The organism is Flavobacterium sp. UW10123, assembly GCF_040538975.1.
Lineage (GTDB): Bacteria > Bacteroidota > Bacteroidia > Flavobacteriales > Flavobacteriaceae > Flavobacterium.
Window position 1 is genome coordinate 65,014 of the sequence record NZ_JBEWQE010000010.1, and the last position, 15,723, is coordinate 80,736.

Here is a 15,723-nt window from a genome sequence, read left to right on the forward strand (position 1 = left end):
ATGAGAAATTTCATTATAACTTTAGTTTTCGCATTCGTTTCGACCACTTTTTATGCACAAAGTGCTTTTGATAAATTTGATGGTCAGGATGACGTAACCTCAGTAATTGTAAACAAAAAAATGTTTGATTTAATGAGCAAAGTAAAAACTGACGCTTCTGATAAAGAGACTCAGCAATATATTGCTCTTATCAAAAAACTGGATTACTTGAAAGTATTTACCACTAAAAATCCAAAAATAGAAGCCGACATGAAAGCTACGGCCGATAAATATGTAAAAACTGCTGGTTTAGAAGAATTAATGCGAGTAAATGATGGCGGAAAAAACGTTAGAATAATGGTAAAATCTGGCGCTACTGACACACAGATAAGAGAACTTTTAATGTATGTTGACGGTGCAAAAAATGACGAAACTGTTTTATTATCTTTAACTGGTAATTTTGACATAAACGAAATCTCAGTACTAACAGATAAAATGCAGCTTCCTGGCGGTTCAGACTTAAAGAAAGCTTCTAAAGGCAAAAAATAAAATGAGAAAAGGTATCTTCATACTAGCACTTACAGCTCTTCTATCTTTGGGGAGCTGTAATTCTGAACCTTCACTGCAAAAATATTTTGTCGAGAATTCAGAGAAAAAAGACTTTATTTCTTTAGATATTTCGCCAAATGTTTTAAATGTTGATAAAGCAAAATTATCAGCAGAACAAAACGAAGCTTTAAATTCGTTTGACAAAATGAACATATTAGCTTTTAAAGCTGATCAAAACAATCAGGCGCAGTTTGAAACTGAAAGAAACAAAGTGAAAACCATATTAAAAGATCCGAAATATCAAGAATTAATGAAGATCGGATCTGGAAAAGAAGGCGCTTCTGTAAGCTACGTTGGAAGTGACGATAATATTAAAGAGTTTGTCATTTTTGCCAACAGAAAAGAAAATGGTTTTGCAGTAGTTCGTGTGTTAGGCGAAGATATGAACCCAAATAATATTATGACATTAATGTCTGTTTTACAAAATTCTAAAATAGACATGGAGCAGTTAAAACCTTTAGAACAATTGCTTAAAAAATAAAATACATCTTACTTTTTACATGAGAAAAGTTCCGATTACGGAGCTTTTTCTTTTTATTTATTTGAGCGATTTTACTGAACAAAACAACTCCTATTTATTTCGTCCTGAATCTAATTTAATTATATTTGCCACTTACCAAAATAATAAATTATGATACAAAAAACATCAAATGCCTTTATCGCGGCATCTTGGGTTGCTCTTGGAGCAGGGACAGTTGGCTTTATTGTTGGACTTGCTAGAGCAGAAATGCTATTAAACGAAAAAGGGTATTATTTCACTGTTTTAATGTTCGGACTTTTTGCTGTTGTTTCATTACAAAAAAGTGTAAGAGACCGTCTTGAAAAACTTCCCGTAACCGATATTTACTACGGAATCTGCTGGTTTGGAACTTTACTTTCAATTGTTCTTTTAGTTGTCGGATTATGGAATGCGACAATTTTACCAAGCGAAAAAGGATTTTATGCCTTTGCTTTTCTATTAGCATTGTTCGGTGCAATTTCAGTTCAAAAAAATACTAGAGACAATATGAACTTTGGTCAAAACGAAAAGGATTTATAATTAATTAAAATACTAAAGGGGCTGCTTCAAATACTGAAACAGCGCCTTTAGTATTTTATCCCTTTACTGAAACACAACTTTAGCTTTGTATTTTTATATCTAGCTTTCATTCCGTAGGAATGTCTCATCGGTAGAAAAAAAACAGCTAACAGCTATATTTACGTTCCGTAGGAACGTTTGATTATCGGGTTGTTTAAAAAATGATGTCAATACCAAACGTTCCTACGGAACGTAACAACGACAACAACACAATATTTCTACTACCAACAAAATGTTCCTATGGAACAGCAAAGCGTATAAAACAAGAAAAGCTCCAATTTTCATTGGAGCTTTTCTTTTATAATAGAATCTGAGATTATTTACTCAAATACATTTTTCTTCTAGAATACAGTTCGTAGAATTGATCGTCTTTTAAGTCATCAATAAACAAGATGCTTTCTCCTGTTGATTTCATTTCTGGTCCTAGCGCTTTGTTTACGTTCGGGAATTTACTGAAAGAGAAAACTGGTTGTTTGATTGCATAACCGTTCAATTTCGGATTGAAATCAAAATCAGTTACTTTATTATGACCTAACATTACTTTTGTAGCGTAGTTTACATAAGGCTCTCCGTAAGCTTTTGCAATGAACGGAACCGTTCTTGAAGCTCTTGGATTTGCCTCGATAATGTAAACCGTATCATCTTTAATTGCAAACTGAATATTGATTAATCCAACTGTTTTTAAAGCTCTAGCAATTTTATGCGTGTGATCTTTAATTTGTTGCATTACAAATTCTCCTAAGTTGAAAGGAGGCAATGTTGCATTACTATCTCCAGAGTGAACTCCACAAGGCTCAATGTGTTCCATAATTCCGATGATGTAAACATTTCCATCAGCATCACAGATTGCATCAGCTTCAGCTTCGATTGCTCCCGCTAAATAGTGATCTAGCAATAATTTATTTCCTGGAATTGCTTTCAACAAGTCGATAACGTGCTCTTCAAGCTCTTTTTTGTTGATTACAATTTTCATTCCCTGACCTCCTAATACATAAGAAGGACGAATTAAAAGTGGAAAATCTAAAGTATCAGCTAATTTTGATGCTTCGTCAGCAGTTTCAGCGATTCCGAATCTTGGGAACGGAATGTGTAATTCAGTCAATAAGTCTGAGAAACGTCCTCTGTCTTCTGCTAAGTCAAGTGCATCAAAACTAGTTCCGATGATTTTTACACCGTATTTAGATAATTTGTCTGCTAATTTAAGCGCTGTTTGTCCACCTAACTGAACGATTACACCTTCTGGTTTCTCGTGTTGGATGATGTCGTAAATATGCTCCCAGAAAACTGGCTCGAAGTATAATTTATCAGCAGTATCAAAGTCTGTAGAAACCGTTTCAGGATTACAGTTAATCATGATGGTTTCGTAACCGCATTCTTTAGCTGCTAAAACTCCGTGTACACAAGAGTAATCAAACTCGATTCCTTGTCCAATTCTGTTTGGTCCAGAACCTAAAACAATTACTTTCTTTCTATCTGTTACAATACTTTCGTTATCTACAAAACGTTCTCCGTTTGCTTTTTCGATTTCAGCTTCAAATGTTGAGTAGTAATAAGGTGTTTTTGCTTTAAACTCAGCTGCACAAGTATCAACTAGTTTGAAAACACGGTTGATGTTCATGTCTGTACGCAAAGTGTGTACTTCACTTTCCAAACAACTCATCATGTGAGCGATTTGTCTGTCTGCGAAACCTTTTTGTTTTGCTTCAAGCAATAATTCTTTAGGAAGATTTGAAACTTTGTAGTTTGAAATTTCTTTTTCTAAAGTATAAAGCTCTTCGTATTGTTTCAAGAACCACATATCGATTCTTGTAATTTCGTGAATTGTGCTCAACGGAATTCCCATTGCGATTGCATCGTAAATCACGAATACACGATCCCAGCTTGCATAAGTTAGTTTCTCGATAATTTGTTCGTAATTTTTGTATCCTTTTCCGTCTGCTCCTAAACCATTTCTCTTAATCTCTAAAGATTGAGTTGCTTTGTGAAGCGCTTCTTGGAAAGAACGTCCGATTCCCATAACCTCACCTACAGATTTCATCTGAAGACCTAAAGTTCTGTCTGAACCTTCAAATTTATCGAAGTTCCAACGTGGTATTTTTACGATTACATAATCTAAAGTTGGTTCGAAAAGAGCCGAAGTCGATTTTGTAATTTGATTTTGTAACTCATCTAAGTTATAACCTAAAGCTAATTTTGAAGCAATTTTAGCAATTGGGTATCCAGTTGCTTTTGATGCTAAAGCAGAAGAACGAGATACACGAGGATTAATCTCGATTGCTACGATATCTTCTTTTTCGTCTGGCGAAACTGCAAATTGTACGTTACATCCTCCAGCAAAGTTCCCGATACTTCTCATCATTAAGATTGCGTAGTCACGTAGTTTTTGGAAAGTTGTATCAGATAATGTCATCGCTGGCGCTACTGTAATCGAATCTCCAGTGTGGATTCCCATTGGATCCATGTTTTCGATAGAACAGATAATTACAACGTTGTCATTTTTATCTCTTAAAAGCTCTAACTCATATTCTTTCCATCCCATCAAAGCTTTGTCGATCAAAACTTCGTGAATTGGAGAAGCTTCAAGTCCGCGAGTTAAAAGCTCATCAAAATCTTCTTTTTTGTAAACCACAGCTGCTCCAGTCCCTCCAAGTGTAAACGATGGACGAATTACAAGTGGGAAACCAAATTCCTGAGCAATTTCTTTTCCTTCTAAGTAAGAAGTAGCTGTTTTTGCAGGTGCAGTTGGTACATTAATTCTTTCTAAAAGCTGTTTAAACTGCTCTCTATCCTCAGTAATATTAATTGCATTTACGTCAACACCGATTAATTTTACTCCGAAATCCTGCCAGATTCCTTTTTCCTCAGCTTCCAAACACAAGTTCAATGCTGTTTGTCCTCCCATTGTTGGTAAAACTGCATCAATTTGCGGATGTTCCTTAAGAATTTCAATAATCGATTTTGTAGTTAAAGGTTTCAAATAAATATGATCGGCCATAGATGGGTCGGTCATAATCGTCGCTGGATTCGAGTTAATCAAGATAACCTCAATTCCTTCTTCACGAATCGAACGTGCAGATTGAGATCCCGCATAATCGAATTCGCAAGCTTGGCCAATAACAATAGGTCCTGAACCTATTATTAAAACTGATTTTATTGATGTGTCTTTAGGCATTTTGTATGTATTGTGTAGTTATTTACGATTTAAAAACCTCTCTAGTACATTATAAACTAGAAAGTTGAATAAAATTTTACCGAAAAGGTATAAAAAAAGGCGATACTAAAAAAGTAATCGCCTTATGTATGTTTATACAAACATTATTTTTTGTGTCTAGGCTCGCTAGAAACAGTTAATTTATGTCTTCCTTTTGCTCTTCTACGCGCTAGAACTTTTCTTCCATTCGCAGAAGCCATTCTGTCCATAAATCCGTGCTTATTTCTTCTTTTTCTTTTCGATGGTTGAAATGTTCTTTTGCTCATTGCTTTGTATCTTTAAAAATGGTATCTATTAACTCTTTATTTTGGTTTTGGATATCGTTGTTCAAAAACCGAGTGCAAATATACAAAGACTTTTTTCTCTGGCAAGCACTTTTATAAAAATATTTTTAATTCCTTTTACTATATTTGCAATCACAAATATACATCTATTATGTTTCACAAGAATATTAAACTTATTTTGGCCGGACTTCTTGTAGTGGCGGGCATTTGGCAATTTACAGAAAGTAATATCGGAAATGGAATCTTTCTTATATTATTGACTGCAATTCCGATTTTTCTTTATTTCAAAAACGAATTTATCCTTTTAGCTTTCCTTAAATTAAGAAAACAAGACTTCGCAGGAGCTAATAAATGGTTATCATATATCAAAAATCCAGAAGGTGCATTAGTAAGAAAACAACAAGGATACTTAAATTATTTACAAGGCATCATGTTATCTCAGACTAATATCAACCAAGCAGAAAAGCATTTCAAAAAAGCAATCGAACTTGGACTATCAATGGATATGGATTTGGCTGTAGCTAAATTAAACCTTGCAGGAGTGGCAATGTCTCGTAGAAGAAAACTTGAAGCGACTAATTTACTTAACGAAGCTAAGAAATTAGACAAACAAGGAATGCTGAAAGAGCAAATCTCTATGATGAAAGAGCAAATGAAGAAGATCTAACGATTTTTTAAATTCCAATATTGAAATCCCAAATTCCAAAAAGAGTTTGGGATTTTTTTTATTGTAGATTTTAGATTTTCTCTCATTTTATGTCTTCCTGAGCGAAGTCGAAGGACACGCAAAGTAAAGGCACACTGGATGGATTTAGCATGCGATCCTTCGACTTCGCTCAGGAGGACAAAACTTTGTGGTTACTTTACCTAAAAACTTTGGCAAAAAACAATAAAAACCATTTATTTTTTCAACCCTAAAGTATCAATAACAAATCCAGACGGCATGGGCATAATAACCATTTTTTTTATTTCTTTTAAATCTACTTTTTTATTCGTTTTAATAAATTGATGATTAATTTTCAATTTATCTAATGATTTTCCAAATAACAAAAATTGTTTAGGCCCAGATTCGTGAATTTTCAGTTTTTTAAACTTTTGTTCGCTCTTTAATACAAAGGCATTCGTCTCTCCATCCTCAACTTTACTATTTTCAAAACTTTCTTCCTTAGGAAAAGTTATAGTATCCAATATATTTTGCATTTTCTCCTTTTCTTCTTTATTTAAAATTGTAAAAAAACTTTCTTCTTTATTATATCCATAAACATCAATATAATAAAGCGTATCAGATGAATTAAATTTTAAATAATATGATTCGTGAATATTCCACTTAAAAAAAGTAAAATCATAATCTTTCTTTGGAGATTTACATCCTGCTAAAATTAACACCAAAACAACTATACTGATTCTCATATTTTTTTTGAATTCATTTACGGAGCTACTTTGCGCATCCTTCGACTTCGCTCAGGAGGACAAATCTTATAGTTACTTTGGTAAAGATTACAACTCTACATTTTGGAATTTGGAATTTGAAAATTGGAATTTAATCAAGTATAATCGAAGGCAAATTCTCATTCAGCCATTTGTACTTATTGAGAATCATAATATGAGTTCCTCCTTTGACTAAAATGCATTTATTTATATATTTAATCGGAAAAACTTCGTCTTGATCTCCATGAATATGAATCACATTTTCGTCAATTTGATCGCGATCCCATAGAATTACGCTTTCTACTGCCCATTGCAGATAACCTAAATCACGAACAGACAGAAACTTCTCGTATAATTTGATTCTTTTATTGACTTTTTCTCCGAATGAAAACTTGGCAAGCTTTTCAATATTAAGAATCAACTGCATCGGGATTAGCTTATAAGCTTTTGTAGACTTTCCTATTTTCATTCTTCTAGGAAATTCATGATTGCTTCTTACGCTTGATATAATGATGACTTTTCGCGCTTTTATATGCTTCGAAATTTCCTGCACCAAGATTCCACCAAAGGAAACCCCAATTAAAACAGGATTTTCGTGTTTTATATTTTTGCTAATTCGGAGTGCATAATCGGATAAAGATTCTTTTGGGTTTGGTATTTCCCATTCGAGAAGATACGTTTCAAAAATATCTTCATCCAATTTTATTCTTTCAAAAATAGATGAACTCGCAGCCAAACCTGGCATAAAATAAACTGGAATTTTACTCATAACATTAAAATGAAATTACCATTAGGATATTTATTCTAAAAAATAAAGTTACCTTTTTTTAATATCATGATAATCAAATTTCAGACCTATTTATTACATCTGACCCAAAAAATCAAACTTCAAAACAATAACTTAAAGTTTATAGCTGCAAAAAATAATTTAATATTGAAAATCAAATGATTACCTTTGCATTTCGAAATATTTTTTGATTTTAAATCTTATAAAGAATTTTCTTTCAATACCTATTTCGAGTCCCAAATTCACTATTTACCAATAACCTAACAAGAAATTACTATGGAAACATCTGTAACTATGGAAATCAAAGACAACACATTTGCACGCCAATTCGAAACTGTCATCCCTGAAGGAATGTTGGCAGTTGAGTATCAATTTCAAGAAAAGAAAATCTTCTTAACCAAAATCAACAAGCCTGATTCATTCGAGAACGAAGAAACAATCAACACTTTACTTAAAAACATATTAGATTTAAGTTCTGAAAAAAATTACAGAGTAGTTCCTATTCACCCAAAGATCGTTTCGTTTTTCAAAAAGAACCCTAAATACAAAGAATTGCTTCCTCCAGGAATTAGAATTTAAAAATATCCTATAATTCGGAGCCACAATCCTCCTATTACCATATAGATTAAGAGCATAACCAAACCGGTTATAAGCCCTTTGACCCACCAGCTCTTTAGGTCAACGTAACCGCTCCCGAAAAATACGGGTGCCGGACCGTGACCATAATGAGTTAATGTTCCGTAAAGAGATCCGACAAAACCAAGCATAAATGCTAGCAATAATCCCGGAATTCCGAGCGAAACACCAACACCAAGTAAAGCTGCGTACATTGCTGCAACGTGCGCAGTGGCACTTGCAAAAAGATAATGACTAAAGAAATAAACCAATATAATTATCGGAAAAGCCATTTGCCAGCTTAGTCCGCCAATTTGTGCTTTTACCAAATCACTGAACCATGCTATAAAACCTAATTCGTTTAGCGAACTCGCCATCATAACCAAAACAGAAAACCAGACAATGGTATCCCAAGCTCCTTTTTCAGCTTTTACATCTTCCCAAGTTAAAACTGAAGTTAAAAGCAAAATTACCAACCCGATAAAAGCAGTTGTTGTAGCATCTATAGAAAACAAATCTCCCGTCATCCAAAGAAAAAGCAGAATAAAAAATGTAAGCAACATCATCCATTCATCTCTTGTTATCGCTCCCATCTCTTTCAATTTTTGCATAGCAAGCTGTGGTGCATCTCCCGTTTTCTTTAATTCTGGTGGATAGATTTTACATAAGACAAATGGAATTACTAAAAAAGCACACAAACCAGGAACAATAGCCGCCGCCGCCCATGACATCCAGCTAATTTTTATGCCTAAATTGAGCGCAAATTTCTGACACATCGGATTACTGGCTGTTCCTGTCAAAAACATTGATGAGGCAATTAAGTTCATGTTATAACTATTCAAAGTCAAATAGGCTCCTAATTTCCTATGTGTTTCAGGCTTGTCTGGCATCGAACCAAAACTCATCGACATTGATTTCATAATCGGATAAACAATTCCTCCTCCTCTCGCGGTATTACTCGGAACGGCTGGCGCTAAAACCAAATCTGCCAATCCTAAGCCATATGCTAATCCCAGAGAACTTTTTCCGAATATTTTTATAAATAAAAAAGCAATTCTATTTCCAAGACCTGTTTTTATAAATCCTCTCGCTATAAAGAATGAAATTCCAATCAGCCAGATTACTTTATCGCCAAATCCTTTTAATGCCAATGTGATTGATTTTCCAGGATCTCCCGGAGCCAATACCTGAGACATTGCTGTCAAGGCGATTGCAATCATACACATAGTTCCCATCGGAGCCGCTTTTAAGATAATTCCTAAAATAGTAGCCACGAAAATGGCAAATAAATGCCAAGCTTCTGTCACAACACCTTCTGGCGCTGGAATAAACCAAATGGCAACTAAAACTGCCAGCGTAATTAAAGTCTGAGGAATTTTTACTTCTTTCATAAAACAAAAATTAAGTGAATTAAATTCTTAGCTGTAACTGAATTAAAAATAAATTATCATTGTAGTTTGATGTATCTGGAATATTCTTATCGAATCTATCAATCTCAAATCCCATCTCGATGCGGCCTGTATACGATTTCCCAAATTCTAAACTAACCATCGGCGTGTAAGTCGTTCGAAGGTTCGAATTAATTTTATAACTTGGATCGAAAGTTTCGTAACGACACGACAATTCAAGCGCTGTGAGTTTTTGATAATTTACGGTATACCTAAAGTTCGGCAAGAAATAAATACCTCGCATTTGATAATCGGCAACATTATCCGTTCTTCCATCAACTGGCAATGAATAGTATAAATTATGGTTTGTTCCCTGCTTGTATTCTATCTGCAAATCAAAACTAAGCTTGTCAGTCATTTGAAACTCGCTAGTAATATCGGCTCCAATTGCAAAAACATCTTCTTTAAAAACTTTTCCGAAACCGCCGTTTAAACCTAAATTAATATCATATTCTTTTGATAAACCGAAAACCCATCTCGAAGAATATTGTTTTCCGTTGTCTTTATCCATTTCTACATTTTTCCCATTTCCGTTTAAAACCGAAACAGCATAATTCACCGGAATTTTCCCAATATCAAAAGCTCCAGTTGCCGATGCTCCAATTTGAAAACTCGTCCATCCGTTTTTCCCGAATTCATAATACTGATTGGAAAAATCGAAAGATTTAATAATGTCTACCGGCACAAGCTCCTCAAGACCAAAAGCAGGTCGAAACTGCCCTCCTGTTAAGGCAATATATTTATTGAAAGTATATTTTCCGTAGGCATTTTCAAGAACTTTTCCTTTTGTATCCGATTTAAAATCTGCCAAATTAACCAGAATTACAATTTCTGTAGTTTCGCTTAATTTTGTATTTAGCCCCACACGCATTCTTTTTATGTCAAAAGAACTTTGAACTGCATCTCCTGTTGAATGATGAGTTCCTAAAACATCTACATTATCTCCAAAACTTTCTAAATATCTCGCCTGAAGCAGTCCTTTTAACTGAAACTGCGGATATTTAACTTCTCCATTCTCCGTTTTATCGGTCTTATCAGCTCCTTGATTCAAATCGCCTTGGGCGTGTAAAAAAGTTGGCGTTATAAAAAAAAGAAAAAAAATTGGCATTAGTAGACTTTTACTCATAGGCTTAAAATAAATTGAAACATGAATGCTTATACAGCCGATTTAAATGAATCAGCCCTTTATTCTTGAGATCAAAAGTTAACTGCTTATAGTCAACATGGAATGGAAGTACTAAAATAACAAAAAAAGATATTTTATGTAAAAAAAATTGCATTAAAATACTGTTACCAAAATATACGATAATAAAAAAGGGCATAAGAATAAACTTATGCCCTTTAGAAATATATTTAAAGAATATTATTTCTCGATTTCTCTCATAGAATCCATTTTCTTGTGCGCTAAGAAACCTGCCACATCTTCAAAATGTTCTTTCACTCGTTTATTTCCGAATTCAAAAACCTTAGTTGCTAATCCGTCAAGGAAATCACGGTCGTGAGAAACTAAAATTAAAGTTCCATCAAAATCCCTTAGAGCGTCTTTAATAATATCTTTAGTTTTCATATCCAAGTGGTTTGAAGGCTCATCCAGAATTAGCAAGTTAACTGGTTCTAACAATAATTTAATCATTGCCAAACGTGTTTTTTCCCCTCCAGAAAGCACTTTTACCTTTTTAGTAATATCATCTCCTTGAAACATGAAAGCGCCTAAAATATTTTTGATTTGTGTTCTGATATCGCCAACCGCAATACTATCGATAGTTTCAAAAATAGTAGCATTTTCATCTAATAGCGCCGCTTGATTTTGAGCAAAATACCCAATTTGAGCATTATGTCCGATTTCTACACTTCCTGAATCAACACCAATTTCTTTCATGATTGCTTTAATCATTGTTGATTTTCCTTCACCATTTTTTCCAACAAACGCCACTTTTTGGCCACGTTCGATTACAATATTTGCATCTTTAAAAACAACATGATCTCCGTATGCTTTAGACATTTCTTTTACAATAACCGGATATTGACCAGAACGTGCCGCCGGCGGGAATTTTAAACGCAATGCAGATGTATCAACTTCATCAACCTCTACTATTTCAAGTTTCTCAAGCATTTTAACTCGAGATTGAACAGCATCTGTCTTAGAGAACGTTCCTCTAAAACGCTCAATAAAAGCACGATTTTCAGCAATCATTTTTTGTTGCTCGTCGTATGCTTTTTGCTGATGAATTCTACGATCTTTTCTTAATTCTAAATAATGAGAATATTTTGCTTTGTAATCGTAAATTCTTCCCATTGTCACCTCGATAGTTCTGTTTGTAATATTATCTACAAACGCTCTATCGTGCGAAATTACCACAACAGCTTTTGCCTGAGTCAATAAGAAATCTTCTAACCATTGAATACTTTCAATATCCATGTGGTTAGTAGGCTCATCCAGTAAAATTAAATCTGGTTTTCTCAATAAAATTTTAGCCAACTCAATACGCATTCTCCATCCTCCTGAAAATTCTGAAGTTTGACGTGCAAAATCTTCTCTTTCAAAACCTAAACCAACTAATATTTTCTCAACTTCAGCTTCGTAATTCACTTCTTCAATAGCATAAAATTTCTCGCTTAAGTCAGAAACTCTTTCGATCAATTTCATGTATTCGTCACTTTCATAATCAGTACGAACTGTCAGCTGCTCATTGATATCATCAATTTCAGATTTCATTTTAAAAATTTCACTAAAAGCTTTTGATGCTTCTTCCATTACTGTCGCACCATCTTCAGTAAGCAAATGCTGAGGCAAATAGGCAATTACAGCTTCTTTTGGAGCCGAAATATTTCCTGTTGAAGGCTTGTTTACACCAGCAATTATCTTTAAAAGTGTCGATTTTCCCGCACCATTTTTACCCATAAGGGCAATTTTATCATTTTCATTAATAGCAAAAGAAACATCGCTAAAAAGTGTAGTTCCGCCAAACTGAACCGAAATATCGTTAACTGTAATCATTTGTGTTTGTGAATTTTGTTTAATCGGTTAATCGTTTATCCGACTACCCATTTTTTTCGTGCTGCAAAGATAGATTTAATTAGATAATGTGCCAATTTGATAATTAGATAATTTTGAAAATGTGTCAATTAGATGTATTTTTTTTTTGCCATAGATTAAAGGATTTTTACTGATTACATTTTTTTCAGAGAATGCATATTCTAAAAAAATCTTTTTTAATCTTTTAATCTGTGGCAAAAAAGAAGCTCGATTGATTTTTAAAGCTACTCAGACTTTCCAATTTCAAAATTTTAATCTTAACTTGCCTTATAATTTTAAAAATCAGCAAAATATGAGAACGAAATTAAAACTGACCGTCTATTTAATTGCAGGATTACTATTGGGACTTACTGCAAATGCTCAAAAAACTGTAATCAAAAAAGAAGCTTTGCCTGCGAATGCTCAAACATTCTTAAAAACGCATTTTGGTTCAAAAAAGCCAAACTACATATTGGAAGACAAAGAAATTCTTTCTACAGAATACAAAGTGCAATACGACAATCAGATTGAAATTGAGTTTGACAAAAAAGGAAACTGGAAAGAAGTGGAGGCAAAAAACAGTAAAGTTCCAAAATCTATTATCCCTAAAAAAGTTGCTTCTTATATAAAATCAAATTTCCCTAAAGAAGACGTAACCAAAATAGAAATCGAATCTTCTGGCTATGAAACAAAATTAACCAATGGTTTAGAATTAAAATTCAATATGAAAGGAGATTTTATTAAGATTGACAAATAAGTTGAATTAGAAAATGTGTCAATTAGAAAATTAAAAAATTCACTAAAACCTTAAAATAACAAAACCCGACAGGTTTTAAAAACCTGTCGGGTTAGCAAAAAATTATCTAATTTTCAAATTGACTAATTATCTAATTAGTCCTTTCTCCATTTTTTAGTTTCTTCAAAAATATGTTCCATAATTGCCGCTTCTGTTGCATCGAACTCAATATTTCTTCGGCTCATAACTAATCTCGCTGTTTCAAAAGCTTTTTTAGTTACATAAGTTGTAAATCCAGCCGCACCGCCCCAAGAAAAACTTGGAACAAAATTACGAGGAAATCCAGAACCAAAAATATTTGCGCTTACACCAACAACAGTTCCTGTATTAAACATTGTATTAATTCCGCATTTACTGTGATCGCCCATCATTAAACCGCAAAACTGAAGTCCTGTTTTAGCAAAACCTTCTGTTTCGTAGCTCCATAATTTCACTTCTTCATAATTGTTTTTCAGGTTCGAATTATTAGAATCTGCCCCGATATTGCACCATTCTCCCAAAACAGAATCTCCTAAAAATCCTTCGTGCCCTTTATTCGAGTTTGCAAAAAGAACTGAATTCTTAACCTCGCCCCCTATTCTAGATCCAGGTCCAACAGTTGTTGCTCCATAAACTTTAGCAGACATTTTTACCATTGCATTTTCGCATAAAGCGAATGGTCCGCGAATTACAGTCCCTTCCATAATTTCGGTATTCTTACCTATATATATAGGACCAGTTGATGCATTTAAAGTTACAAACTCTAATTTTGCTCCTTCTTCGATAAAAATATTTTCTGGCGAAATTACATTAACGCTTTTAGGAATTGGCTGCGACGTACGATCTTCAGTCAGATATTTAAAATCTTGGCGGATCGCGGCATCATTTTTAGAGAAAATATCCCAAGTATGTTCAATCGTTATACAATCTTTGTTGTATTGAATAATTTCGTAAGAATCAAAATCGACCTCTTCCTGATTTTCATTAGTAAAAAATGCTATTACATCTTCCCCTTTAAAAATCGCCTGATTTTCTGTTAAATTAGAAACCATCTCTACAAGAGTATCATTTGGCAAATACGCTGCGTTGATCATGATGTTTTCTTCCATTTCAACCATTGGAAATTTTTCAGACAAATATTCTTCGGTTATAGTTGTGATTGTCGAACCTAGATATTTTTCCCATTTCTGGCGAATTGTCATAATTCCAACCAAAATATCAGCCACTGGCCGTGTAAAAGTAAAGGGTAATAAAGCATTCCGAACGGGACCGTCGAAAAGAATGTAGTTCATAAAATAATTGAGTTTTCGTTAAAATTTGATTTGGTTACCTTGGGTCAAAGTTACAAATATTTTACGGGTTTAATTAAAAACCATTTTAACGAAAAGTAATATTTAACGCATAAAAAAAACCTTCCAGAGTCGGAAGGCTTTTGTATAATTTAAAACAGCTATTATTTTTTAGCGTGTTTAGCATATTTAGTTTTGAATTTATCAATACGTCCTGCAGTATCGATAAGTTTAGATTTACCAGTATAAAAAGGGTGAGATGTTCTAGAAATCTCCATTTTTACAACTGGATACTCAACTCCGTCAACTTCAATTGTTTCTTTTGTATCTGCAGTAGATTTAGTGATAAAAACGTCATCATTAGACATGTCTTTAAATGCAACTAATCTGTAATTTTCTGGGTGAATTCCTTTTTTCATCTTTTCTTTTATTTATTGTTTGGAGTACTTTTATTTTGAAGCTTTTGCATGGTTAGAAAAAGGTGTAAACAAATAATACTCTTTTTTGTTTAAAAATTTAATTATTTTTGAGTGTGCAAATTTACAATTCTTTTTTAATAAACAAACAGTTAGCCTACTTTTTTTTAGTTTATTTCGAAAAGCTTTTTTTATATCCGATTATAGTGGGAATTACTATATTTGTGGATTAATTTTAAACATACCAAAATATGATTAATGAAGTTATAAAAAAGAATGGAGTTACGTATGGTGTAATGATCGGAATTGCATCGGCTTTGGTTACCGCTACAATCTATGCTATTGATTTAAACTTATTTACAGCATGGTGGATGGGAATTCTAGGAATCGTAATAAGCCTTACAATTAGTATCATTTTACTTTCAAAAACAAAGAAAGATTTAAACGGTGTCTTTCCTTTTAAAGATGCTTTTACTACTTATTTTATAGCTGCAGTAATCGGTATTTTAATATCTACAGCCTTTAACATTGTATTATTTAATGTAATTGATCCAGGCGCAAAAGATACTTTGAGCGAAATTATGATTAAATATACTGTTGGTATGATGCAAAAATTTGGAGCGCCAGCTGCCTCTATTAACGAAGCTGTTGCCAAAATGAAAGAGACCAATCCGTATTCAACTTTTGAATTATTAAAAGGATCTATTTTTGCAATGGTTATCAGCGCAATTTTCGGATTAATTTTCGCAGCATTTTTTAAGAGCAAATCTACACAAGAATAAAAATAT

General features: G+C 33.4%; 16 protein-coding genes. 7 read left to right on the forward strand and 9 right to left on the reverse strand.

Annotated features, from left to right (window positions below; translation table 11 throughout):
- The 3 genes from ABXT06_RS12920 (at position 1) to yiaA (ending at position 1,627) form a co-directional block, all read left to right on the forward strand.
- On the forward strand, positions 1 to 528 hold the full coding sequence (locus ABXT06_RS12920) for a GFO_1090 family protein (RefSeq protein ID WP_111424584.1): 528 nt from the start codon (positions 1 to 3) through the stop codon (positions 526 to 528).
- A 1-nt stretch (position 529) separates the two neighbouring features.
- Positions 530 to 1,069, forward strand: coding sequence for a GFO_1091 family lipoprotein (locus ABXT06_RS12925; protein WP_354591121.1), 540 nt, complete (start codon positions 530 to 532; stop codon positions 1,067 to 1,069).
- A gap of 150 nt (positions 1,070 to 1,219) precedes the next feature.
- Positions 1,220 to 1,627: an inner membrane protein YiaA gene (gene yiaA, locus ABXT06_RS12930; protein WP_354591122.1), complete on the forward strand. Its 408-nt coding sequence runs from the start codon at positions 1,220 to 1,222 to the stop codon at positions 1,625 to 1,627.
- Positions 1,628 to 1,982: 355 nt separating this feature from the next.
- Here the strand turns inward: yiaA and carB are convergent, their stop codons facing one another.
- Together carB and rpmH are read right to left on the reverse strand one after the other, a co-directional pair.
- The gene (carB, locus tag ABXT06_RS12935) at positions 1,983 to 4,838 is read right to left on the reverse strand and encodes a carbamoyl-phosphate synthase large subunit (protein WP_354591123.1); all 2,856 of its coding nucleotides are present in this window, start codon (positions 4,836 to 4,838) and stop codon (positions 1,983 to 1,985) included.
- A 143-nt stretch (positions 4,839 to 4,981) separates the two neighbouring features.
- Entirely contained in the window at positions 4,982 to 5,143 is a 162-nt protein-coding gene (gene rpmH / locus ABXT06_RS12940; protein ID WP_008464848.1) for a 50S ribosomal protein L34, read from the reverse strand.
- 169 nt (positions 5,144 to 5,312) lie between these two features.
- Here rpmH and ABXT06_RS12945 point away from each other — a divergent pair, with 169 nt between their 5' ends.
- Positions 5,313 to 5,828, forward strand: a complete 516-nt coding sequence (locus tag ABXT06_RS12945) for a hypothetical protein (protein WP_008464839.1) — start codon at positions 5,313 to 5,315, stop codon at positions 5,826 to 5,828.
- Positions 5,829 to 6,061: 233 nt separating this feature from the next.
- Here the strand turns inward: ABXT06_RS12945 and ABXT06_RS12950 are convergent, their stop codons facing one another.
- Together ABXT06_RS12950 and ABXT06_RS12955 are read right to left on the reverse strand one after the other, a co-directional pair.
- Positions 6,062 to 6,571, reverse strand: a complete 510-nt coding sequence (locus tag ABXT06_RS12950; RefSeq protein ID WP_354591124.1) for a hypothetical protein — start codon at positions 6,569 to 6,571, stop codon at positions 6,062 to 6,064.
- Between the two features lie 130 nt (positions 6,572 to 6,701).
- Entirely contained in the window at positions 6,702 to 7,358 is a 657-nt protein-coding gene (locus tag ABXT06_RS12955; protein ID WP_354591125.1) for an alpha/beta hydrolase family protein, read from the reverse strand.
- A gap of 294 nt (positions 7,359 to 7,652) precedes the next feature.
- On the opposite strand from ABXT06_RS12955, the gene ABXT06_RS12960 reads away from it, so the two are divergent.
- The gene (locus ABXT06_RS12960) at positions 7,653 to 7,955 is read left to right on the forward strand and encodes a GNAT family N-acetyltransferase (RefSeq protein WP_236673106.1); all 303 of its coding nucleotides are present in this window, start codon (positions 7,653 to 7,655) and stop codon (positions 7,953 to 7,955) included.
- Here ABXT06_RS12960 and ABXT06_RS12965 read toward each other — a convergent pair.
- From ABXT06_RS12965 to ABXT06_RS12975, 3 genes are all read right to left on the reverse strand, one after another.
- Entirely contained in the window at positions 7,952 to 9,382 is a 1,431-nt protein-coding gene (locus tag ABXT06_RS12965; RefSeq protein ID WP_354591126.1) for an anion permease, read from the reverse strand. The genes ABXT06_RS12960 and ABXT06_RS12965 overlap by 4 nt on opposite strands.
- A 19-nt stretch (positions 9,383 to 9,401) precedes the next feature.
- Complete coding sequence (locus ABXT06_RS12970; RefSeq protein WP_354591127.1) at positions 9,402 to 10,547, reverse strand: porin; 1,146 nt, start codon at positions 10,545 to 10,547, stop codon at positions 9,402 to 9,404.
- 255 nt (positions 10,548 to 10,802) lie between these two features.
- Positions 10,803 to 12,437 (reverse strand): ABC-F family ATP-binding cassette domain-containing protein, encoded by a 1,635-nt coding sequence (locus ABXT06_RS12975; protein ID WP_354591128.1) that lies wholly within the window; start codon positions 12,435 to 12,437, stop codon positions 10,803 to 10,805.
- 331 nt (positions 12,438 to 12,768) lie between these two features.
- On the opposite strand from ABXT06_RS12975, the gene ABXT06_RS12980 reads away from it, so the two are divergent.
- On the forward strand, positions 12,769 to 13,212 hold the full coding sequence (locus ABXT06_RS12980; protein ID WP_354591129.1) for a PepSY-like domain-containing protein: 444 nt from the start codon (positions 12,769 to 12,771) through the stop codon (positions 13,210 to 13,212).
- Between the two features lie 134 nt (positions 13,213 to 13,346).
- Here ABXT06_RS12980 and ABXT06_RS12985 read toward each other — a convergent pair whose 3' ends face one another.
- Positions 13,347 to 14,522 carry a GlmU family protein gene (locus ABXT06_RS12985; RefSeq protein ID WP_354591130.1) on the reverse strand — a complete coding sequence of 392 codons (1,176 nt, stop codon included), beginning with the start codon at positions 14,520 to 14,522 and terminating at the stop codon, positions 13,347 to 13,349.
- A 161-nt stretch (positions 14,523 to 14,683) separates the two neighbouring features.
- A complete protein-coding gene (locus ABXT06_RS12990; RefSeq protein WP_011921626.1) occupies positions 14,684 to 14,938 on the reverse strand; it encodes a type B 50S ribosomal protein L31 in 255 nt (84 codons plus the stop codon).
- Positions 14,939 to 15,186: 248 nt separating this feature from the next.
- Between ABXT06_RS12990 and ABXT06_RS12995 the strand changes: the two genes are divergently transcribed.
- The gene (locus ABXT06_RS12995) at positions 15,187 to 15,717 is read left to right on the forward strand and encodes a DUF4199 domain-containing protein (RefSeq protein ID WP_354591131.1); all 531 of its coding nucleotides are present in this window, start codon (positions 15,187 to 15,189) and stop codon (positions 15,715 to 15,717) included.
- Positions 15,718 to 15,723: the final 6 nt, after the last annotated feature.